Below are 22495 nucleotides of genomic sequence, written 5' to 3' on the forward strand. Positions count from 1 at the left end.
GAACCGCCTTGGCCCGGGTCTGCGCGTCGTACTTCCTCGGCATAGATGCCACCTTCCCAACGAAGGAGGTGTGCATCAAACCCGGGGTGGTTCACACCAACTTGCAACGGGTATCTGGTCGCCTCGCGTGTCGCACGTTGAGCAAGCGTGGACGACTTGCCACCCCCGTTCGGACACGATCTGACTGCCCGCCAACACGTCTGTGAGCACTGCGGTGACACCTACGCCGCGGCCAGATCCGACCAGCGCTTCTGCTCGGATCGCTGCCGCCTCCGCAACTGGCGAAGCCGCCGGCGGGTCCGCTCGGCAGAGGCAATCGAGGCCGAACACGTCTCTGTCCTCCTCGCCGAAGTCGACCGATTGCAGCACCAGGTCACCGAACTCCAACAAGCCAACGCGACGCTCCGGGGGGGGGGCACTTTCCCGCGCGCAGAAGCGCTTGGTCACGGCGATGCCGTGGCCTCGGCGGCCGTACGGATCTTGGAGATGAGATGGCCCGGTGCGGCCGAGCTACGAGCACCGATTCCGTCCTGACTCTGAGCGTGACGCAGTTCGGGTTCAGCCGGATGCTGCGAGCGCGTGGCGCACCAGTTGTTGCGACGCGCGCCGGTTCGGATGCAGAGCAGGAGCAACAGATAGCGGCAGACTTGGTGTGGCGTGACACGTTCGCGGCACTGCACGGCACCCAAGTGACCGCCCCGGCGGGACGATCAGCGGAGGTAGGCGACGAGGAATGGCGCAACCTACCGACCCGTGGACGGCATTCGACTACGCAGTTGTCGACGTCGAAGGCAACGGACAGCGGCCAGCGGATCTGGTCGAGATCTCGATTGTCGCGGTCAACAGCGGCTTGATCGGTCCACCCAGGAGCTGGTTGGTTCGACCGCCTCGGCCGATCACTCCGATGGTACGACGGTTCCACAAGATCTCCGACGACCAGGTCACAGACGCTCCGGTTGTTGCCGACATCGAAGCCGAGCTGCGCGAGGCTCTGCACGACAAGGTGTTCGTTGCCCACAACGCCTGCGTCGATCTCGGGGTGCTCGGCCGTGAGTTGCTGGGCTTCCGACCTGCTCGCGTTGTGGACACTCTCAAGGTCGCTCGACGGCTGCGTCCCGGCCGCAAGGCGTACCAGCTCGGGGCGCTCGTCCAAGCGTTTGGGCTGGCCACAGGCCTTTCGACTGATCTGGTGCCGCATCGCGCAACCTACGACGCGCTCGTCTGCGCACGGCTCCTCTCACATCTCGCGACGCCTCCAAGCCGCGAGCCGCTTGCACTCGCTGAGCTGCTCGATGTCACAGTCAGCAAGGACGCAACGAGCCGCTCGGCGGATGAGGCAGCCGCGACCCTGTTCTGAGCCGCCACAACCGCTACTTGTAGCGGTGCCACAGTTCGTTGGCGCCTGATCTGAGGGTGGCCAGCCGGTGCGCGTGGACCTTCGCGATGTCGGGGCGGTTGCGGAGGTCGGTGATGACGCTGGTGACTAGGACCAGTTCTCGGATGCGGCGGAGCGTTGGCCATGAAGCAAGAGTGGTGACATCTAGGCCGTAGGTGGTGGCCAAGGCCTCGTGGTCTTGGGTGGCGCCGAAGCGGAGGGCGCTGACGGCGGCCACCACTAGGTCGTAGGCGAGAGGGCCGATGCTGGTGCCGTCGAAGTCGCAGAGGACGAAGCGGCCCGTGGGCTCTCGCAGCAGGTTGCCGATGTAGGCGTCGCCGTGAAGTAGGCCCATCTGGAGGTCCGGCATGAGGGCGCGGTAGTCGGCTTCGATGTTGGCCCACTGGTCGGTGAGCCAGGCGTGATCGTCCACGGTGAGGCCGTCGGCCATGGCGAGACGGCTGCGGGCACTGCTGAACGGGTCCCAGGGTTTTAGGCTCGGCATTGGTTCGAGCTTGTGCCAGCCGAGTAGTGGAGCAGCCAGCTCGGCTCCGGTCCACGCTGGGTTGCTGCTTTCGAGGAGTTTCCAGATCGTGGCTGAGTAGTTCTCGAACAGGACAGGCTGTGTCAGACCAGGCGCGAGCCTTGAAGCGGGCGCGTCGTGGCGTTCCAGCCAGGTGGCGATTCGGGCGACGTGGTCGGCGCGTTGGCTGGCGAGGTCGCCAGCTCCGAATCGGACGACAACACCTTGGCTGGGAAGGCGGTAGACGGCGTTGTTCGTGTACTTGATGAGTTCGGCTTCGTCCGGGAGTAGGCCAGCTTCTTGGCAGATGCCCTTGAGAGCGTGCTTGAGCCGCTCGTCGAGCTCTGGGGACAGGTTGGTCATGCGGTGAGTGCCTTCGGCGCGGTTGTGCGGACGGATTCGAGATGGTGTACCAGGTCCACAGCATCCGAGTTGTCGGTGTGCTGTGAGGCCGCGGCGCCGATCTCGGCAAGGCGGCTCATACCGCGGCCGCTGCGGAGATGCTGCGTTTCGCTGATTACGTCACGAGCGACGTCGATGCCGGCGTCCAGCTCGTTCGTACGCAGGAGGTTCGTCGACAAGATGATCCGATCGAAGGTTCGGCTTCGGCGCGATCTGTCGGGTCCGGATTCGGTGATTGCTTGCTGTGCGAATGCGACCGCGCGTACGGCGTACTCGCGGGCTTGTGCATCGTCTTTCGCGTAGCCCGACAGGGAGTTGTACACCAGTGCCTGATGCCCCGTGTAGTCCCCAGGAGTGAAGTACAGCGTGGTCCATGGGGATACTCGGCGCTTATCAGCGCGGCCCATCTCGTGTTCTGCGCGGGCGAGAGCGTCGACGACGTGATCGTGCTTGCCGAGCATCGCGTAGGCCAGGGCTTCGTTGGCGTGCAGTCTGGCGACTTCGGCCGGATCACCGGCGTCCTGCGCAGCGAGTTGGCCAAGTTGCAGCATCTTCAAGGCCTCCACAGGCTGGGCTTCTTGCATGCTCACACGGCCGAGGCGGTACAGGATCGATGCCGCGAGCGAGGGCTCGTCGGCGTCCTTCGCGAGCACGAGTGCGTTCATCAGGAAGCGTCGAGCCGCAGCTTGATCGCCGATGTCATGGAACGACCAACCCAGCATGCTGCTGAAGTCGGCCAGGGACACTTTGAGGTCCCGGTGCGTGCGCTGATCGGCGGTGGAGTGGATCATCCGCCGTGCATAGCCGTAGAAACCACGGGCGGCGTCGACCGCTGCTCCCCCGCCGTAGCGTTGATCGAGTTTCCGGAACTCGGCGGTCATCGACACCACTTGTTCCACGTCGGTCTCGGAGAGCACCGAGGGCACAGAAGCAACGCCGCTGGGTACGTCGGGCAGCCACTTTCGAGCTTGCTCGTTGACCGAGCCGAACGCCACACTCGCCACGGCGCCGGCGAAGTTCCTGCGATCGTCGTTGGTCAGTTCGCGCGATGCTTCTCTCTCTCCAGGACCAGATGAGCTGTATGCGAGCCCCATCCGTCCTCGGGGAATCTCGAACGCGTCGGCTATGCGTTCAAGGACGTCGTACGCCTTGACATGGCGGCCGTTGAGGATCTCTGACACCTCCCCCTGGGACTGACACGTTCGGGCACCGATCTGGGTCTGGCTCCAGCCGTGCCGCTGCAACCAGCGGAAGATGCCTGCCACGTCGCGCGATGCCAAGACAGGACGCAGCTCCAGGCGATCCCACCAGGAGGGGTCGAGCATCGGTTGCGTTGCCGGCATCGTCACTCCTTGTCCCCAGGCGGCTATGTGAAGTTAGCCCGAGCGCATCCGGCGCGTCTATCGGCAGCGCCGATAGGTCGGCTCGATGAGCACAGCCTGTAGTGGTGGGCACCCTGGCAGCGCAACGGTGTGGACACAGAGCGCTACAACGACCGACAAAGGACGCCCACCATGACGACGCCACTGCTCATCGTGATCTGCCTGACCGCGGGCCTGACTGTCGCAATGATCACGGACCTCGTGCGAGACCTAGCCGGCCGCGACGAATGACACGGCGGTCGGACAGATGACTAGCACTCTTTCAGGTACGAATCACGACGAGCGAGGCGACGCCATGCGGGCGTACGGCTACATCCGGAGGCACTTCCTCATGAACGAAACCGAGTTGGCCAACGCTCGGAAGCTCATTGTCGACGCCGCTCGGGCTCGCGGTGCGGAGATTGTGGCGATTCACGTCGAGCAGATCGAGACATCGCCTGAGGCCTTCCACGATCTACTCGCAGTCGTGATGCAGGAGGCGCGGCGAATGATCATCACGCCCGACGTGCTGCACCTCGAGGTCGCCGGCGACCCGTCGTCGGTACGACACCGACTTGAGTCGAACGGCATCACAGTCGTGGTCGCCGACTAGGCGCCGCGGTCGTAAGAGCGAGCGGTGCACATGCCGGCTACCCCAGCCCTCGGGTTCATCTCGATGTCCTTCGTGCGCAACACCGGCGAACTCCAAGCGATCCGCCGGCAACTGAAGGCCTTTGCTACCGAGCATGGGCTACGGCTCACCAAGGTGTACGTCGAAGAGCCCGGGCCGCCCCATGCTGCCTTGGACCTACTCGATTCGCTTCTGGAATCCGTCGGGCAGCCGCTCGTCGTGCCGACGTTGCACCACCTCGCCGCACTCGGGCACCCAGCACAGATCAGAGACCACCTCCGCCACTGCACCCACGAGGTCCTGATCGCCACCAAGCCGGCGGAGCGGACGTGCTGAGGGGACATCCCTCGTTCTCCTCAAGTCCCCTGCACCCCGCGTCCGTTCCGCCACACCATCCACCAGGAGCATCGCTCGTCCACGTCGCAACATCTGGCCGATGGTCCCGCCCTGAAGCTGCGTCCGCTCAGCGTTTCGGCTCCTGAGCGCACGCAGCGCGGCAGCCGCAGGTCAGGTCCGAATGCTCTTACCAGTTTTGACCAAGATGCGGTCGCAGCCGCATTATCACACGCAGCAAGCGGGCGGTAGCCCGCAACTCGGCAGCGGCGCCGGCAACGATGCTCCGTGCTCAGCGGAGGCGGGTGGGAGCGCAGAACCGGAGCGGCCTGTGCAGCACTCGTGGGTCTGCTTCACTTTCCCACATCACGACCAAGCTGATGCGCCAAGCTGGAGACGGCTAGGCGTTGACCAGGCGCTGGGATTTCGACGCAACCTCGAAGATCCCACGGCAGTCTGGCTTACGCACGGAGCCATCACCGAGACGACGCCGATGCTGGTCACCGGCACAGCGTGCGTCGAAAGGAACGCCCCTTTCTGCGCGCCAGAGAAAGGATCACCGAGCGTGATATGTCATGACATTCTCTGCATCCAGCGCTCTGGGCAGATGAGCCAAGCAGCGCGACGTCCGACGCGGGTGGCCACGCGGATGATCTAACTCCGCCGGACGGCACCTGCTAGCAGATTGCACTAAGTTGCAATCGATTCACCACGATCTGGCTTGATCGGTCAGTGACTCACAAACTACTGTCAGTGTCCTTCCCTCAGGTGGGGGCCTGAGGAGAGCTGAGTCGCGCTCCGCCCCGCGTGCCTCGCTCGCTTGGCGAGCGCTGCTCAGGCGTATCTCATCGATGACGACCTGGGGGCTACATGAGACGCTGGCAAGCGCGAGTCGCGACGACTGTGAGTGCAGCAGCGATCAGCTTCATAACAGTGATCGGAGCAAGTCCAACACCAACCGGGGCGCCGACGCCCACACCGGCCCGGGCGAGCTCGGACCGTGTGGCGCCCGCAAGTGATTCGCAACCGCGGCCGTACGATGACTTCAAGTTCCTGACTGTCGACGAGTGCCGGAAACAGCTCGCGGGTGTCGTCTACACAGGTGAGGAGCTGCGCGGCTATACAGTCAACCATTTTCAATGGTGTGCCTGGAGTGACGTTAGAGTAAAACTGAAGAATCTCAAGGGTGAAGAAATCAATCGCCTGTACTATCGCGTCACGGTTCTCGGTAGCGGGCAGGAGACGGACCGAAGTGTGACGGTGCATCTCTATTTCGATGACGTCTCGTGGCGTTACGGGACGAACTTCAATCCGGACACGATCTTCCTCAAGTTCACTCCGCAATGCTTCCTGAATGACAAAGGTGGCAATTGTGCATTCAGACCTGCACCTAGTGGGCCGATGCCGTTGTCATCACTTTCGGGAAACGTGCTGACCTATGAGTTGTACTCGGAGCAGACGGTGAAGGGCGACAACCCGTACGCGATCATGCAGGGGACACTCAGCCTCGGTCAATTCGTAACAACCACCATTCCTGACACTCTGCCGATTGCCCCGCAAAGATATAGTCAAGTAATCCGATGCGACTCGGCAAATTTGGATCCGGTCGGCACAAAGCAAATGCATACGCCAGCCTGCATATTCCCCGATGCGCAGCCCGTCCTCAATTTTAACATCAATGACGAGAGCATCGACGAGTCTGCGCAGCATATCCGCGACGCTCAGAACAATCCTGCGGCGATGATTCCGCAACCGGAGGACGGCAGTACCAAGACGATTCCAAATCTGCTTACCCGTCATTGGGATGAGGATCTCAAGAAGGACCAGCGAAACAAGTCGGTTGCTACATGTTTGAACAAGATTGGTCCCCGACCGACCGGTACGGACTGTGATGAGTTTCCATTTGCAACGACGATGGAGGGCTCACTTGCCCTGCCGCTCCCGAATTATGACTATTCAGTAAGGTACATCACGTCGAGGGATAACCAACGCTCTGGTTGCTGGCTGGGAAAGTGGTACACGAAGGATCGACTCCTGCCCGGCGACAAGTTCACCGTGCACATCTTCGACGGCCCGGTCGTCACGCAGGAGGATCCCGTGCCTGGCGATTGCCCAGTGGAATGAGGAAGAATTGAGTACGAGCGAACTCCTCGACGGACTTGAAGCTATCGACCACTTCCTGGCTGCACAGCCGTTCGCGGTCCGTCAGTTGCATCCGCCGGCCTCTATGCAAGCCCTTGAGGCGACGGCAGCCAAGCTGAGGATTGAGATTCCTGAAATCGTCCGAACCATGTACCGGTGGCGCGATGGCGCAGTTCCCGAGCCGGGAGGGCGGGAGCTATTTCTCTTCCCGCCTTACTGGCAGTACATGCCGCTCTCGTGGGTGGAGAAGGAGTCCGAAGGGCCACTGGCCTGGTGTCGCGCCATCGGCGTCGCAGGGTTCCCCGTAGCGAGAGACCCCGCCGGACAGTTCCTTGTGGTTCAGAGTGGGTCGCAGGATGTGTTGTTGGAGGCGGCCTACGACGGGGTCGCGGCGGCTTGGCCCGACGGCACGATGCTTGGGATGGTCAACGCGACTCGCCAAGCCCTTGCTGGCGAGCATGTTGAGTTTGAAGCAGTGTTCTCAGCTCATAGAATGGAATGGGTTTTCCCAGATCGGGAGAGTGGCAATGATTAGGCGCGTTTCGCTCGGTCTGGCGCTGACCGCGAGCATACTGGGCGGGTTTGCCGGAGTTCACGCCGTAAGTAAGGACGTCGTCGCTCCCGCTGCGAAATCCGCAGCAATTCAGTGCGGTATCAGCTGGGACATCACTGACCCCGCTGCTAAGCAGTCGATCACAAGGTCGAACCGACTCCTCATTCGAGGATCAGGAGCGTCAACGCGAGGTGCGGCTGCGGAGATCCTGCATGCGCACATTTCGACGCCGTATGCGATTCTTCCAGCCAAGAAGACGTGCATTGGAGGGGATCCGCTCGACCTTAGCTGGGAGACCTGGAACGGGGATAAGCATCTCGACAACCTGTGGTTCCTCAATTCGACCACCGATGAGGCAGTCTTCGCATCAACGGATCCCCTTGGACTTCGCACCTGGAAGGGAACCTCTAATCCACCGGACGCGAATATCCTGTTCACTTCGCCGCAGTCGATCGACGTAAGGTTGAAAACGGACTTAGATGTCATATCGAGGAATCATGCAGTCGTTCCTTGGAAGTATCAGGTAAAGGTAGTGAAATACTCCGTCACGCTGAATGCCGACGTGACGCATCCGAACATCGGAGTGACCTTACAGTACCGCTGTTTTCCGTCGGAAACCTGGCTATACTATGGACGGGCAAATTCAGATGCGAATGGCCTCTTCAGCTTTGCGATAAACGAGGCGACACAGTGTCCAGCGGTGGGGGATCAACTGCAAGTTCAAGGCGTGATCCACGACACGGTGGACACTTGGGGATGGACGCAATGGATCGAGTCGTAGCGAATCTTGCGTCGTAGCTGTCAATCGAAATGCCCGTTCGCGGGACAAAGTATTGGTCGTAGTCGAGGTGCGGTGTAGCCTCGTTTCCAGCAACTCAGGCTGTCAGGGCGCCGGCCACCATCAAACGACATTCGACCTGTGATTTCGGCGCGATTCGGGGGACCTGGCGGACCCTATCGCCGCCGAACCCGGAATAGGGACCCGACATCTGGACATATTGCCCCCATGCGTGACGTCTGCGCATGGGGGCAGTCGGCTACCCCTAACCTCGCATAGTCGTCGCGATCTTCACAGATGGAGATGCCTCTGATGATGCGGGTCGTTGCTTTTCCTCCGCTCCTAGGGCAAAACTCGTTATGGCTAGAGATGGCCGGTTGGCCGAGGCCGTTTGCCTTCCTCGACCTAGAGCAGGCACGACAGCGTCTATGTCCACATGTTTGTCCCGTCTGGAAGCCGCTCTCAAGGCCGCCGAATCTCAGACGGTGGCATACCCCCAGGATGGCGATCCGGCCTGCCTAAACTCTCGCCACTCAGCGCCACTCGACGATCTGCAGCCCTTCTAGCTAGGCTCATTGGCCGCGAGGTGCGCCGCCCACAACTAGCCTGATCCATTTCAGGGACAACCGGTCCACTGTGGACGCGCAACCGCGTGCGACTCTGCAGTCGCGCGACATCCGCTGTCATCGCGACAAGCTGCGAAACGCGCTTCTGCGTGCCTCGATGTCTTGGCAGGCGATCAGTGCGGACTGGCGAATGCAGACCTCCCGCGACCGCGGAGGAAGTCTGCAGGTCATCGTCTGACCCAGGTGGACCATGCTTGCCGATTCAGATAAGTCGTTCGACTTCACACGTTGAGCTTCCGCACATCGACTACGACGGAGGGTGCGGTCTGGTGGCTTATGTGAAGGATCTGTGGACTCGGCCTGTGGAGCAGACTGACAGGAGTGTGGTGCGGGTTCGGAATGAGCGGTGGGGGAAGGGGAAGCGGTGGTTGGCGGGGTGGGTGGATCCGGAGGGGCGGGAGCGGACTAAGGCGTTCGGTACGAAGGGGACGGCTGAGCGGCATGCGAATGCTATGGAGACGGATCGGGAGCGTGGGGAGTACATCGATCCGGAGGCTGGGAAGGTTCGGTTTGGGGAGGTTGCGGAGCGGTGGCTGGGTTCGCGGGTGGTGGATCCGGCGTCGTTGATCAGGTATGAGTCGTCGTTGCGGCTGCATGTGGAGCCGGTGTTTGGGCGGCGGCAGTTGCGGACGATCAAGCCGTCGGAGATCGCGGCTTGGGTTGCTGATCTGGATGCGCGGTTCGGGCCGTCGACCGCGCGTACGGCGTACCTCGTGTTGCATGGGACGTTGGAGATTGCGGTCGACGACGAGGCGATCAAGAAGAACCCGGCCAAGGGGCGAGCGGTCAAAGTGCCGGCCGAGAAGAGCGGCCGGACCGTTGCGTGGAGCGACGACGTAGTGCTCCGGATCGTTGAAGGGCATGCGCCGGAGTACCGGCCGATCGCGTCTGTGGGCGCGGCGTGTGGGTTACGGCAGGGTGAGGTGTTTGGGCTCGCTGAGGAGGACGTCGACTTCGAGGAGATGGTCATCCACGTTCGGCGGCAGGTGAAGAAGCTCGGTAGGGAGTTCGTGTTCGCGTTGCCGAAGAATGACACCGAGCGGACCGTGCCGATGTCCGACGGGACGGCGTTGATACTCAAGGACCACATCGAGGCTCGCGAGCCACGCCTGTACAGCTTGCCTTGGGAGAAGACGGACGGAGAGCCGCGGACCGTCAAGCTCATGTTCAGGTGGACGGACGACAAGCACATCCGGGCGCGGACATACGACGAGCTGGTCTGGAAGCCAGCGCTGTCCTACGCGGGCGTGATCGCGGAGCCGAACACAGACCGGCGGGGTCGGCGGCAGTACGTGTCGAGCCGGGAGAACGGGATGCACGCTCTGCGGCACTACTTCGCGAGTATCACCCTCGCGGATGGGGTCAACATCAAGGAGCTGGCCGAGTACCTAGGTCACAGCAACCCGGGGTTCACGCTGAGGCTCTACACCCACATGCTGCCGTCGTCGCATGAGCGGGCACGGAAGGCGGTGGACTCCAGACTCTCCCGTCTCTTCTCTCTGAAATCTCACGGAGCAGCCACGGAGCAGGCCGCCGTACGCTCCCCCACCACTTCTTGGGAGCCGGGCGGCGGCCTGTACCTAGAAGACCCTGGAATCGGGCTCTGACCTGCGGAAACGCCTACCGGATGCGCATGCCGGAGATGGCGCGCGCGATTACCAGGCGCTGGATCTCGGAGGTGCCTTCGAAGATGGTGTAGATCTTGGCGTCTCGGTGCATGCGTTCTACTGGGTATTCGCGGGTGTAGCCGTTTCCGCCGAGGATCTGGATAGCCTGTTCGGTGACGTGGACGGCTACCTCGCCGGCTTTGAGTTTGGCCATGGAGCCTTCGCCGTGGCGGTAGTCGGGGGTTTCGCCTCGCATCAGGGCGGCGGACATGTTGGCGGCGCGCCAGACCAGCAGCCTGGCGGCGTCGATTTCCATGGCCATGTCGGCGAGTTTGAAGGCGATGCCCTGGTTGTCGACGATGGGGCGGCCGAACTGTTCGCGGGTCTTGGCGTAGTCGAGGGCAACCTCGTACGCGGCGCGCGCGATGCCGACGGCCTGAGCGCCGACGATGTGGCGGGTGATCTCGAACGTGGCCATCGAGGCGTTGCGGCCGGCCGCGGCGGAGGAGCCTGAGCCGGCGGCGGCGCGGGCCTCATGGGCTCGGGCGATGCGTTCGTCGAGTTTTTGCTTGCCGCCGAGGACGTTCTCGGCGGGGATGCGGACGTTGTCGAAGAAGACGTCGGCGGTGTGTGAAGCGCGGAGGCCGTGCTTGCGCAACTTGGTCCCCTGCTCCAACCCGCGCACCTCGCTCCGCGGTACGACGAACGCGGCCTGGCCCTTGGTCCCCAGCGACGGGTCGACGGTGGCGACCACGACATGGATGTCGGCGATCCCGCCGTTCGTCGCCCACGCCTTCTGCCCGTTGATGACCCACTCATTGGTCACGGCGTCGAAGACGGCCCGCGTACGGATCGCGGACACGTCCGACCCCGCACCCGGCTCCGAGGAGCAGAACGCGGCGACGCGGACGTCGTCCGGCGTGCCGTAGCAGCGGCCCATCCACTGGCTCCACTGCTCCGGGGTGCCGTTGGAGAAGATCGCGGACGACGCCAGGCCGGTGCCCTTCAGCGACATCGCGATACCGGCGTCGCCCCAGAACAGCTCCTCGTGGACGAGCGGCATCAGCAGGCCGCTCGGGTCGACGAAGAGGTTGACGTTCATGTCCAGGCCGTAGATGCCGACCTTGGCGGCCTCCTGGATGATCGGCCACGGCGTCTCCTCGCGCTCGTCCCACTCGGCCGCCGCGGGCCGGATGACCTCGGCGGCGAAGGTGTGGGCCCAGTCGCGGATCTCACGCTGCTCGTCGTTGATCGCCAGCGAGAACGTGTTCCACTCCGGCTTGGAGCGCTCGGCGCCGAGCTCGCCGGCCAGCGTCATCACGTCTGCGGACACCACAGGGTCGCTCATCAACCATCCTCACGAATCCGGGAAGTTACCGACGAGTGTAACTGTCGTTTGCACCAGGGGGTACCACTGTGGCTAAGATCGACGTATGAGCTCCGCGCTGCTCGCGATCGGACGCCGCCGGACCACGGCGGAGCGTCGACGCGACCGGGAGCGGGACATCATCCGCGCGACCCGCGAGCTGTTCGACGAGCGCGGCACGATCGACGCCCAGATCGACGATATCGCCAAGCGGGTCGGGATCAACAAGGCCCTCATCTACCGGCACTTCGCGGGCAAGGAAGAGCTGTTCGCGCTCACGCTGATCGACTACCTCGGCGAGCTCGACACGCGGCTCGAAGCGGCCGACAATTCACGCCGCGCCCCGCTCAACCGGCTGAAGGCGCTGAGCGAGACGTTCGTCGACTTCTGCCTGCAGTACCCGGCGTTCACCGACTGCGCGATGAGCCTGCTGCGGAGAACCGGCGAGGAGCTCTTCGGCGAGATCACCGAGCCGGTGATGATCAAGCTCGGTACGGCGATGGCGGCCGCGCTCGACCGGATCGCGAAGGTCCTGGAGGCCGGCCAGCGTGCCGGGGTCTTCGACGAGGTCGACACCGCCTACCTGGCGAACCACCTCTACACCCAGACGCTCGGATCGTTGCACATGGCAAGGGTCGGGCTGATCGTGTCGGGCAGCCGACCGGGGCACCCGGTGGTGCATCATGCCGATGTCGGCACCGTCCGGTCGACGGCGATCACCGCCACGCTCGCCACCGCGGTCGGCCGCAAGGCCCTGAACCACAAGACCGGCAACCAGAAGACCGTCAGCCAGAAGACCGTCAGCCAGAAGACCGGAAACCAGAAGACCGTCAACTCGAAGACCGTGAACCAGAAGACCGTCAACTCGAAGACCGTGAACCAGAAGACCGTGCACCAGAAGACCGCGGCCAGGACGACAAGCAGTACGACGAGCACCAGGACAACCACCCGCTCCGCTAGAGCAGGAGAGACATCGTGACCGAACCGCGCAAGGTGGCCGTGGTCGCCGGCAACCGGATCCCCTTCGCCCGGCAGGACAAGACCTACCGGCACGCCTCCAACTCCGACATGCTCACCGCCGCGCTGAACGGTCTCGTCGACCGCGCCGGCCTCGGCGGCCAGGAAGTGGGTGAGGTCGTCGCCGGCGCGGTCCTCAAGCACGCCCGCGACTGGAACATGGTGCGCGAGGTGGTGCTGGGGTCCAAGCTCGCGCCGACCACCCCGGCGTACGACATCCAGCAGGCCTGCGGCACCGGGCTGGAGGCGGCGATCCTGGTCGGCAACAAGATCGCGCTCGGCCAGATCGACGCGGGGATCGCGGGCGGTGTCGACACCGCGTCCGACGCGCCGATCGCGGTCAACGACCGGCTGCGGAACATCCTGCTCGACCTGAACCGCGCCAAGACGTACCCGGACCGCCTGAAGGTGCTCGCCCGCGTCCGCCCGAAGGACGTCGTACCGGAGATCCCCCGCAACGCCGAGCCGCGCACGCGCAAGTCGATGGGCGAGCACGCCGCGCTGACCGCGCTGGAGTGGGGCATCACCCGCGAGGCGCAGGACGAGCTGGCCTACCGCTCCCACGTCAATCTGGCGAAGTCGTACGACCGCGGCTTCCAGGACGACCTGATCACGCCGTACCTGGGCCTCGAGAAGGACCAGAACCTGCGGCCCGACACGACGCTGGAGAAGCTGGCCAAGCTGAAGCCGGTCTTCGGCAAGGGCGAGACCGCGACGATGACGGCCGGCAACTCGACCCCGCTGACCGACGGCGCGTCGACGGTCCTGCTGAGCACCGACGAGTGGGCCGAGCAGCACGGGCTCAGGCCCCTCGCGTACCTGACTCACTCCCAGACCGCCGCGGTCGACTACGTGAAGGGTGCCGAGGGCCTGCTCATGGCCCCCGCGTACGCCGTGCCGCGGATGCTGGCCAGAGCGGGACTGAGCCTCCAGGACTTCGACTACTACGAGATCCACGAGGCGTTCGCGTCACAGGTGCTGTCCACCCTGAAGGCGTGGGAGGATCCGATCTTCTGCAAGGAGCGGCTCGGCCTGGACGCGCCGCTCGGGGAGATCGACCGGGACAAGCTGAACGTGAACGGCAGCTCGCTCGCCGCGGGCCACCCGTTCGCGGCGACCGGCGGGCGGATCGTCGCCGCGCTGGCCAAGCAACTGGACGAGAACGGTGGCGGCCGGGGGTTGATCTCGATCTGCGCCGCGGGCGGCCAGGGTGTCGTCGCCATCCTCGAGAAGTAGGAGCTGAGATGACGGATCGCTACCAGACCTTCACCACGACGCCGCTCGGCAAGACGCTGGTGAAGAACCTGGGTCTGCCCGACCCGGCGCCGCTGCCCCGCTGGACCGAGGGTGCACCGGTGATCGACGGGCCGGTCGTGTTCGGCGCGATCGGCGAGACCGACGCCGGCAAGGCGGTCCAGGCGCTGCTGCGCGACATCGGCGCCGCGTTCAGCACCGTGACCGAAGGAGTCGCGTCGAGCACGATCCGGCCGAAGGCGATCGTCTTCGACGCGACCGGCGCCACGTCGACCGCGGACCTGACCAGCCTGCAGCGCTTCTTCTCCCCGCTCGTGCGCCAACTGGCCCCGGCCGGGCGCGTGATCGTCGTCGGCCGTACGCCGGAACTCGCCGGCTCCCCAGACCAGCACGTCGCGCAGCGCGCGCTGGAAGGCTTCACGCGGAGTCTGGGCAAGGAGGTGAAGCGCGGCGCCACGGTCAACCTCGTGTACGTCGCCCCGGACGCGCACGAGCAGCTCGACTCGACGCTCCGCTTCTTCCTCTCCCCCAAGTCGGCGTACGTCGACGGCCAGGTCGCGCGGATCGGCACCGGTCCCCTGGTCAGCAACGACCCGGACCGGCCGCTGAGCGGCAAGATCGCCCTCGTCACCGGCGCGGCTCGGGGCATCGGTGCGAGTATCGCCGACACCCTGGCCCGCGACGGCGCCACCGTGATCGGCGTCGACGTCCCGCAGAACGCGGACCCGCTGCGCAAGGTGATCTCCCGCATCGGCGGCACCGAGCTGCTGCTCGACGTCACCGCGGTCGACGCGGCGCAGCGGATCGCGGCGCACGCGCAGGAGCAGCACGGCGGCCTCGACATCGTCGTCCACAACGCCGGTATCACCCGTGACCGGCGGCTCGTCAACATGCGCACCGACGCCTGGGACGCCGTCCTCGACGTCAACCTCCGGGCGCCGGAGCGGATCACCAAGCACCTCGTGGACTCCGGCGCGCTCCGTGACGGCGGCTCGATCATCGGGGTCTCGTCGATGGCCGGCATCGCCGGCAACAACGGCCAGACCAACTACGCGACCTCCAAGGCCGGCGTGATCGGTCTCGTCCAGGCGCTGGCGCCGGTGCTCGCGGAGCGGCAGATCCGGATCAACGCGGTAGCGCCCGGGTTCATCGAGACCGAGATGACCGCGAAGATCCCGTTCGCGATCCGCGAGGTCGGGCGGCGGATCAACTCGCTGCAGCAGGCGGGCCTGCCGATCGACGTGGCCGAGACGATCGCCTGGTTCGCGGATCCGGCCTCGGCCGGCGTGACCGGCAACGTCGTCCGGGTCTGCGGCCAGAGCATGCTGGGCGCCTGACATGCCGACCCGACGGTACGACGACTCCCCCGGCCTCGGCTCGCTGTACGCGCGGACCGTCAAAGCCACCCTGCGCCGCGCCGACTACGAGCCCGACGAGGACGGGCTGACGCTCGAGCTGCCCCGGTCGGCGATCGACCAGGACCACCTGCAGGCCTACCGGGAGGTCACGGGCTTCCAGGCGGGGCCGGCGTTGCCCCCGACGTACCCGCACGTGCTCGCGTTCCCGCTGCACCTGGACCTGATGTCCGACCCCTCGTTCCCGTACAAGCCGATGGGGATCGTGCACCTGTCCAACACGATCACGCAGAAGCAGCCGATCCCACTGCACGCCGAGCCGGCGATCCGCGTGCACAGTACGCCGGAACGCCCGCACCCGAAGGGCACCGTCTTCGACGTGATCAGCGAGGTCTTCGTCGGCAAGGAGCTGGTGTGGACCGATCTCACCACCCTGCTCAGCCGCTCCTCCGGGACGCCCGACGCGCGCGCCGACCTGCTGCCCGACCCGGTGCTCAGCCCGACCGCGTGGTGGGACCTGCGCGGCAACCTCGGCCGCCGGTACGCCGCGGCGTCCGGCGACCGGAACCCGATCCACCTGTTCAAGCTGACCGCTCAGGCGTTCGGGTTCCCGCGCCAGATCGCGCACGGGATGTGGGCCAAGGCTGCCGCGCTGGCATCGCTCCAGCGGGCCGGCGACCTGCCGGACGCCTTCACGGTCCGCGTGGACTTCCGTAAGCCGTTGCTGCTCCCGTCCCGCGTCGGCTTCGGCCACCAGCAGAGCGGGAAGACGGTCGACTTCGCGCTGTACGACGAGTCACACGACCTCACCCACCTGATCGGACAGCTGCAGGGACACTGAGCCCGGCGATCCGGTCGAGCACCTCGCCGATCGGCGCCGGGTCCCAGCGCTTCCCGTCGCGTTCGCGGACCGCGAGTTCGCCCGCCGCGGCTTCGCGGGCGCCGATGACCGCGGCGTACGGCGCGAGCCGGTTCTCCCGGATGCGGGCGCCGAGACTGCCCTCGTCCGCGTGCGCGACCTCGACCCGCAGTCCCCGGTCCGACGCCCGGCGGGCGACCTCGACGGCGAGCTTCTCCTCGTCGTCGGAGATCGGCAGGACGACGAGCTGCACCGGCGCCAGCCAGGCCGGGAAGGCGCCGCCGTGCACCTCGATCAGCTGTGCCATCGCGCGCTCGATGCTCCCGACGATCGCCCGGTGCACCATCACCGGCCGGTGCTTGTTGCCGTCGGCACCGATGTACTCGAGCCCGAACGCGGCCGGCTGGTGGAAGTCGATCTGGACGGTCGACAGGCTGAACTCGCGGCCGGCCGAATCCTCCATCTGGACGTCGATCTTCGGCCCGTAGAACGCCGCGTCGCCCGGCGCGTCCTCGAAGTCGACCCCCGCGTCCTTCAGCACCTCCCGAAGGATGTCCGCGGCCTGCGCCCAGCTCGCCGCATCACCGACGTACTTGCTCGACGGGCTGTTGAACTCCGCATCGGGAGACGGCAGCGCCAGGACGTAGCGGGAGGCGGCGATCCCCATGTCGGCGTACGCCTGGTTGATCAGCCGCAACGCATCAGCCGCCTCGGCGGCGACCTGGTCGAGACGGCAGAAGATGTGCGCATCGTTCAGCTGCATCGCGCGGACCCGGCTGAGGCCGCCGATCGCGCCCGACAGCTCGGCGCGGTACTGACCGCCCAGCTCCGAGATGCGCAGCGGGAGTTCGCGATAGCTGTGCGAGCGGGAGCGGAACATCAGGGCGTGGTGCGGGCAGATGCTCGGCCGCAGGACGAGCTCCTCGCCGCCGATCTCCATCGGCGGGTACATGTCGTCGTGGTACTTCGCCCAGTGCCCGGAGATCTCGTACAGCTCCTTCTTGGCGAGCACGGGCGAGTACACCTGCTGGTAGCCGGCTCTTCGCTCGACCTCGGCGATGTAGCTCTCGAGCGCGCGGCGGACCGCGGCGCCCGCGGGCAACCAGTAGGGCAGGCCCGCACCGATCAGCGGGTCGGAGTCGAACAGGCCGAGTTCACGGCCGACTTTGCGGTGGTCGTACATGGTGTGGCTCCTCGGTGAGAGGGGGCGAGGAACCACGGGAACGTCGAAGCCCCGGGGCACTCGCCCCGGGGCTTCGATCGACAGTCAGGTGTCAGCGCGCCGGGACAAACTCCGGCGTCGTCGTCACTACTGCGCGCTTGATCACGTGTCTACGTTAGCAGATCGGAGTCGAGTCCGACGGGACGAATGAGTCCCTCCTGCGCGACGGAGGCGACGAGGTTGCCGTGCTCGGTGTAGAGCCGGCCGGTCGCGAAGCCGCGGGCCCCGGAGGCTGACGGCGACGCCTGGTCGTACAAAAGCCACTCGTCCGCGCGGAACGCCCGGTGGAACCAGAGCGCATGATCCAGCGACGCGGGCTGGATGCGGCGGTCGCCGATCACGATGCCGTGCGGGAGCAGGCTGGCCCCGAGCAGGGTCAGGTCACTGGCGTAGGCCAGCACGCACGCGTGCAGCGCCGGATCGTCGGGAAGCTTGCCGGCGGCACGGATCCAGAACTGCCGTCCGGTGACACCTGCCAGCCGTACGTCGAGCGCCGCCCACTCGCGATCCCAGTCCGCGGCCGGTCGCCCGGACTGGGCTTCCAGCACCGTCGCCAGCCGCGGCGCTTCGTCCGGCGGCACGGCGTCGTCGGGCATCGGGTCCTGGTGATCCAGGCCGGGCTCCGGACGCTGGAACGACGCGGACATGTAGAAGATCGGCTTCCCGTGCTGCGACGCCACCACCCGGCGGCTGCTGAACGACCCGCCGTCGCGCGTCGGCTCCGCTCGGTACACGATAGGTACCGATGTGTCACCGGCGCGCAGGAAGTATCCGTGCAGCGAGTGCACGACGCGCTCGGGGTCGACTGAGCGCCCGGCCGCCGCGAGCGCCTGGCCGAGCACCTGACCGCCGAACACCCGTTGCATCGAGGTCTGCGGCTGACGACCACGGAACAGGTCGACGTCGATCTTCTCCAGGTCGAGCAGCTCGACCAAGTCCTCCAGCGACTCAGGCATGCCTCATCCTGACAGAGCCTGAGACGGCAAATGGCAACCGGGGACCTGATATACCAGGTCCCCGGTTGCGACAAGCGGTCTCAGGTTGCGCCGTCAGTCGTTGTCCTCGCGGTTCAGCTCGGCGAGGAACTGCTCGACCTCGGCGCCGAGCTCGTCGGCCGACGGCGTGGAGTCGGCGAGCAGGCTCTTCCGGCTGACCGAGCCCTCGGCCGCGTCGTACTGCGTCTCGAGCGCCTTGACGACCGAGCTGGCGTCCTCGGAGGCCTCGACCTGCTCGTCGACCAGCCGGCCGGTGACGGCGGCCTCGTCGAGCAGGGCCTTGCTGGGGAGCAGCAGGCCGGTCGCGGCCGAGATCGCGTGCACGAGCGCCAGCGCGGCGCCCGGGAAGCGGTTCTCCGCGAGGTAGTGCGGCACGTGCACCGCGAAGCCCATCGCGTCCTTGCCGGCCTCGCCGAGGCGGACCTGCAGCATCGTCCCGGCGCTCGCGGGCAGCCGCATCTCGCCGTCCCAGATGTTCGACCGGGTGACCAGCTCGGGCCGCGTCGCGTGCGCGGTCAGGCCCAGCGGCCGGGTGTGCGGCACGCCCATCGGGATGCCGTGGACACCGATCGTGAGCGTCACGTTGTACCGCTCGATGAGCTGGCGCATCGCGCCGGCGAACCGGTCCCAGTGATTGTCCGGCTCGACGCCCTCGAGCAGCAGGAAGTCGACCCCCGCGTCGTCCGTCACCAGGTGCAGCGAGAGGTGCGGCGGATCGTAGTCGGTGAACCGGTCCTCGGCGAACGTCACCTCGGGCCGCCGGGCCCGGTAGTCGTGCAGGAGGTCGACGTCGAACCGCGCCAGCAACCGGTGGTCCAGCACCTCGAGCAGGTGGTCCGCGGTCACGCGGCCGGCCTGGCCCGCGTCCATGAACCCGTCCAGCGAGTGCACCAGCACCTTCGGCGCCGCCGCCGGGCCGGTCGCCACCGACTCGTCGACGATCTCGTAGAGGTCGTCCGGTCGCAGCATCGTCGTCTCCTTCGTGATGGCCGAGAGGTAGTTCTACCGTGACCAACGCCGCGACGTCGCGCGGTAATTCCTGCTCGGCGGAACTCGGGGAAAAGTTTCAGGATGTTCCAAGACTCGGCGGTCGGCGAGACAGTTGCGGAAAGCGCTTGCTAGGTTGGTCGTCGTGAGCCGCGAACCAGATTCCGCCCTGACCGTCATGCTGGCGATGAACGACGCCAGCCGGGACCGCGTCCTCGTGCCGCGGGTCCGGCAGCGCCTCGACGCGATCGCCACCGTGCTGCCGGTCGGCCCCGGGACCAGCTTCCTCGCCGACCCCGACGTCCGGGCGGCGCTCCCGGACGTCGACGTGCTGCTCACCGGCTGGGGCTGCCCGCGGATCGGCCCGGAGGTGCTCGACGCGGCGCCGAAGCTGCAGGCCATCCTGCACGCGGCCGGCTCGGTCAAGGCGATCGTCGACCCGGTCGCGTTCGAGCGCGGCGTCCAGGTCTCGTCGGCGGCCACCGCGAACGCGCAGCCGGTCGCCGAGTTCACCGTCGCGGCGATCGTGCTGGCCGGGAAGCGGGCGTTCCGGCTCGCGGCGCAGTACCGGCTGGAGCGGCGCAAGGCCGACCCGCACGGGATGCCGGGCAGCTACGGGACGACGGTCGGCCTGCTCGGCGCGTCCCGGATCGCGAGGATGGTCGCGGAGCGGCTGCGCGGGTTCGACCTGGAGGTGCTGATCAGCGACCCGTACCTGACCGCCGCCGAGGCCGCGGCGCTGGGCGCGGAACTGGTCGACAACGACACGCTCTTCCGGCGCAGCGACATCCTCAGCGTGCACGCGCCGCTGCTCCCCGAGACCGAGGGCCTGGTGGACGCGCGGCTGCTCGGCCTGCTGAAGGACGGCTCCTCGCTGATCAACACCGCGCGCGGCAAGATCATCGACTCCGACGCGCTGATCCGCGAGTGCGTGACCGGCCGGATCGACGCGATCCTCGACGTCACCGACCCCGAGCCGCTGCCGCCGGACTCGCCGCTGCTCGACCTCCCGAACGTCTTCGTCACCCCGCACGTCGCCGGTGCCGTCGGCAACGAGATCGCCCGGCTCGGCGAGCTCGCGGTCAGCGAACTCGAACGCCTCGCGGCCGGCCGGCCCCTCGACCACGCCATCAGCCCCTCCGAACTCGGGAGACTCGCATGACCCGCCTGATCCTGCCGGACACCGACCGCGAGCTGTCCCGCCAGACCGGGTGGGTGCGGGCGCACTGGGAGGCGCTCGCCGACCACCTGCTCGACTCGCTCGTCCCGTACTTCTCCCCCGGCGCCTCGCTGGTCGAGCTGCCGGGCCGGCCGAGCCGCTCGGGGACGGCGTCGGACGCGCTGGAGGGCTTCGCGAGGTCGTTCATGCTCGCCGCGTTCCGGATCGCCGGCGTCCAGGGCAAGGGCTGCGAGGACCTGATCGAGCGGTACGCGCGCGGCGTCGCCAACGGCGCGAACCCGGACCACCCCGAGGCGTGGCTGCGGCTGACCCCGCGGTCGCAGCAGATGGTCGAGGCGGCGGCGATCGCGGTGTCGCTGCACGAGACCCGCGAGTGGATCTGGGACCGGCTCGACACCCGGGCGCAGGAACACGTCGCGGAGTGGCTCGGCGGCTTCATCGGCTCGACGACGCACGACAACAACTGGCGGCTGTTCCAGGTCGTCAGCGAGCAGTTCCTCGCCTCGGTCGGCGCGCCGTACTCGCAGGAGGACATCGACGGAGGCCTCGACCGGATCGAGGACTGGTACGTCGGCAACGGGTGGTACTCCGACGGCGACGGGCAGAACTTCGACAACTACATCGGCTGGGCGATGCACCTGTACCCGGGCCTGTGGGCGCGGATGGCCGCCGCGACGCCGGGAGCGCAGTACGAGGACCGGCTGAAGCTGTACAAGGAGCGGATCAGGCGCTTCCTCGAGGACGCCGTCCACCTCGTCGGGAACGACGGCGCCCCGCTCTACCAGGGCCGGTCGCTGACCTACCGGATGGCGGCTGCGGCGCCGTACTGGATGGGCGCGCTGCTCGACTCGACGCCGTTGACGCCGGGCGAGACGCGCCGGCTGTGCTCGGGGATCGCCCGGCACTTCGTCCAGCACGGTGTGCCGGACGAGCGCGGCGTGCTGACCCTCGGGTGGTACGACACGTTCCTGCCGACCACGCAGCAGTACTCCGGGCCGGGATCGCCGTACTGGGCCTCGAAGGGGTTCGTGGGGCTGATCCTGCCGCCCGAGCACCCGGTCTGGTCGGACCCGGAGGACTCGATCCCGCTCGACGACGCGGACCAGCTGAAGGCGATGCCGGAGCCGGGATGGATCCTGCACGGCAGCCGTCACGACCAGGTCGTCCAGCTGGTCAACCACGGCGCCGACCACGCGCCCGTGGCCGAGCCTGAAGGCGTGGAGCCGGCGGGCGATCCGCACTACAACCGGCTGGCGTACGCGAACCACGCCGGGCCGGACCTGTCCGACCACGAGCCGCACGTCGACAACCTGATCTCGCTCGTCTCCCCCGACGGACCGGCCAGCGGGCGCGGCCGGATCCGCCGGCTCGGCGTCGACGGTCGGACGGCGTCGTCGTGGCACAACGCCTGGCTCGGGTCCGAGGGACCGTGGGCGATCGAGATCACCTCGGTGGTGCGCAGCGGCTGGGAGATCCGGTGCGCGCTGGTCGAGGGCCCGGCCGGGGCGCTCGTCCGCAGCGGCGGCTTCGCGGTGGCCGGCGAATCTTTGCCTGCAGCAACGGTCGGCGAGGTGGCCGCGGCCGCGCGGAACGCGGACGGCCTGGTGTCGGCGGTGGTCGGCCTGCACGGGTACGACGAGGCGGGCGTGCACCGCGGTCTCGGGGTCAACCCGTTCGGCGCGCACTCCGCGACGCCGTACCTGACCGCACCGCATCAGGGCGAGCCGTTGGTGCTGGTGAACGCCGTGCTGCTCACCCGGGACGCGCTACGGCCGGAAGCGCTTGCCGAGGGCATCGACGTGAGCGTGGACGGTACGACGGTGCGGATCGGCCTGCCCGGCGGTGACGTCGAGGTGGTCGAGCTGGGACGCCACCGAGCCGGTTAGGTCAGGCTCGCCAAGCGTGTGTATTCGCCGGATGGCCGTTAGA

20 protein-coding genes are annotated in these 22495 nt (G+C 66.6%); 14 read left to right on the forward strand and 6 right to left on the reverse strand.

The genetic code is table 11. The features are described from left to right. Positions 1-147: 147 nt before the first annotated feature. Together ABZW60_RS20640 and ABZW60_RS20645 are read left to right on the forward strand one after the other, a co-directional pair. Positions 148-534, forward strand: coding sequence for a DUF2116 family Zn-ribbon domain-containing protein (locus ABZW60_RS20640; RefSeq protein ID WP_355479071.1), 387 nt, complete (start codon positions 148-150; stop codon positions 532-534). A gap of 199 nt (positions 535-733) precedes the next feature. Continuing rightward, a complete protein-coding gene (locus ABZW60_RS20645) occupies positions 734-1357 on the forward strand; it encodes a 3'-5' exonuclease (RefSeq protein ID WP_355479073.1) in 624 nt (207 codons plus the stop codon). A gap of 13 nt (positions 1358-1370) precedes the next feature. Here the strand turns inward: ABZW60_RS20645 and ABZW60_RS20650 are convergent, their stop codons facing one another. Next, on the reverse strand, positions 1371-2261 hold the full coding sequence (locus ABZW60_RS20650; protein ID WP_355479075.1) for an aminoglycoside phosphotransferase family protein: 891 nt from the start codon (positions 2259-2261) through the stop codon (positions 1371-1373). Then, complete coding sequence (locus ABZW60_RS20655) at positions 2258-3643, reverse strand: helix-turn-helix transcriptional regulator (protein WP_355479076.1); 1386 nt, start codon at positions 3641-3643, stop codon at positions 2258-2260. Before ABZW60_RS20655 ends, ABZW60_RS20650 begins: the two co-directional genes overlap by 4 nt. 286 nt (positions 3644-3929) lie before the next feature. Between ABZW60_RS20655 and ABZW60_RS20660 the strand changes: the two genes are divergently transcribed. From ABZW60_RS20660 to ABZW60_RS20685, 6 genes are all read left to right on the forward strand, one after another. Beyond that, positions 3930-4274 (forward strand): hypothetical protein, encoded by a 345-nt coding sequence (locus ABZW60_RS20660; RefSeq protein WP_355479078.1) that lies wholly within the window; start codon positions 3930-3932, stop codon positions 4272-4274. 30 nt (positions 4275-4304) lie between these two features. Then, the gene (locus ABZW60_RS20665; protein WP_355479080.1) at positions 4305-4628 is read left to right on the forward strand and encodes a hypothetical protein; all 324 of its coding nucleotides are present in this window, start codon (positions 4305-4307) and stop codon (positions 4626-4628) included. 900 nt (positions 4629-5528) lie between these two features. Continuing rightward, positions 5529-6749: a NucA/NucB deoxyribonuclease domain-containing protein gene (locus ABZW60_RS20670; protein ID WP_355479082.1), complete on the forward strand. Its 1221-nt coding sequence runs from the start codon at positions 5529-5531 to the stop codon at positions 6747-6749. Positions 6750-6756: 7 nt separating this feature from the next. Beyond that, positions 6757-7302, forward strand: a complete 546-nt coding sequence (locus ABZW60_RS20675) for a hypothetical protein (RefSeq protein ID WP_355479084.1) — start codon at positions 6757-6759, stop codon at positions 7300-7302. After that, positions 7295-8101: a hypothetical protein gene (locus ABZW60_RS20680; protein WP_355479086.1), complete on the forward strand. Its 807-nt coding sequence runs from the start codon at positions 7295-7297 to the stop codon at positions 8099-8101. Before ABZW60_RS20675 ends, ABZW60_RS20680 begins: the two co-directional genes overlap by 8 nt. Positions 8102-9026: 925 nt before the next feature. Next, entirely contained in the window at positions 9027-10331 is a 1305-nt protein-coding gene (locus tag ABZW60_RS20685) for a tyrosine-type recombinase/integrase (protein ID WP_355479088.1), read from the forward strand. Positions 10332-10344: 13 nt separating this feature from the next. Here the strand turns inward: ABZW60_RS20685 and ABZW60_RS20690 are convergent, their stop codons facing one another. Beyond that, positions 10345-11679: an acyl-CoA dehydrogenase family protein gene (locus tag ABZW60_RS20690; protein ID WP_355479090.1), complete on the reverse strand. Its 1335-nt coding sequence runs from the start codon at positions 11677-11679 to the stop codon at positions 10345-10347. Between the two features lie 85 nt (positions 11680-11764). Between ABZW60_RS20690 and ABZW60_RS20695 the strand changes: the two genes are divergently transcribed. The 4 genes from ABZW60_RS20695 to ABZW60_RS20710 are packed head-to-tail and all read left to right on the forward strand — an operon-like array spanning position 11765 to position 16164. Next, on the forward strand, positions 11765-12676 hold the full coding sequence (locus ABZW60_RS20695) for a TetR family transcriptional regulator (protein ID WP_355479092.1): 912 nt from the start codon (positions 11765-11767) through the stop codon (positions 12674-12676). Then, complete coding sequence (locus ABZW60_RS20700) at positions 12673-13950, forward strand: acetyl-CoA C-acetyltransferase (RefSeq protein WP_355479093.1); 1278 nt, start codon at positions 12673-12675, stop codon at positions 13948-13950. The genes ABZW60_RS20695 and ABZW60_RS20700 overlap by 4 nt, the downstream gene beginning before the upstream one ends. An 8-nt stretch (positions 13951-13958) precedes the next feature. Next, a complete protein-coding gene (locus tag ABZW60_RS20705) occupies positions 13959-15305 on the forward strand; it encodes a 3-oxoacyl-ACP reductase (protein ID WP_355479095.1) in 1347 nt (448 codons plus the stop codon). A 1-nt stretch (position 15306) separates the two neighbouring features. Next, positions 15307-16164, forward strand: coding sequence for a MaoC/PaaZ C-terminal domain-containing protein (locus ABZW60_RS20710; protein WP_355479097.1), 858 nt, complete (start codon positions 15307-15309; stop codon positions 16162-16164). Here the strand turns inward: ABZW60_RS20710 and thrS are convergent. From thrS to ABZW60_RS20725, 3 genes are all read right to left on the reverse strand, one after another. Then, positions 16130-17365, reverse strand: a complete 1236-nt coding sequence (gene thrS / locus ABZW60_RS20715; RefSeq protein WP_355479098.1) for a threonine--tRNA ligase — start codon at positions 17363-17365, stop codon at positions 16130-16132. The two genes, ABZW60_RS20710 and thrS, sit on opposite strands and share 35 nt — an antisense overlap. Before the next feature lie 149 nt (positions 17366-17514). Continuing rightward, positions 17515-18360, reverse strand: a complete 846-nt coding sequence (locus ABZW60_RS20720; protein WP_355479100.1) for an acyl-CoA thioesterase II — start codon at positions 18358-18360, stop codon at positions 17515-17517. Positions 18361-18453: 93 nt separating this feature from the next. Then, complete coding sequence (locus ABZW60_RS20725; RefSeq protein ID WP_355479102.1) at positions 18454-19368, reverse strand: PAC2 family protein; 915 nt, start codon at positions 19366-19368, stop codon at positions 18454-18456. Between the two features lie 163 nt (positions 19369-19531). On the opposite strand from ABZW60_RS20725, the gene ABZW60_RS20730 reads away from it, so the two are divergent. Both ABZW60_RS20730 and ABZW60_RS20735 read left to right on the forward strand, forming a co-directional pair. Then, the gene (locus ABZW60_RS20730; RefSeq protein WP_355479104.1) at positions 19532-20548 is read left to right on the forward strand and encodes a hydroxyacid dehydrogenase; all 1017 of its coding nucleotides are present in this window, start codon (positions 19532-19534) and stop codon (positions 20546-20548) included. After that, the gene (locus ABZW60_RS20735) at positions 20545-22452 is read left to right on the forward strand and encodes a DUF2264 domain-containing protein (RefSeq protein WP_355479106.1); all 1908 of its coding nucleotides are present in this window, start codon (positions 20545-20547) and stop codon (positions 22450-22452) included. The genes ABZW60_RS20730 and ABZW60_RS20735 overlap by 4 nt, the downstream gene beginning before the upstream one ends. The last annotated feature ends 43 nt before the right edge of the window (positions 22453-22495 follow it).

The organism is Kribbella sp. NPDC003557 (assembly GCF_040610805.1).
Classification (GTDB): domain Bacteria; phylum Actinomycetota; class Actinomycetes; order Propionibacteriales; family Kribbellaceae; genus Kribbella.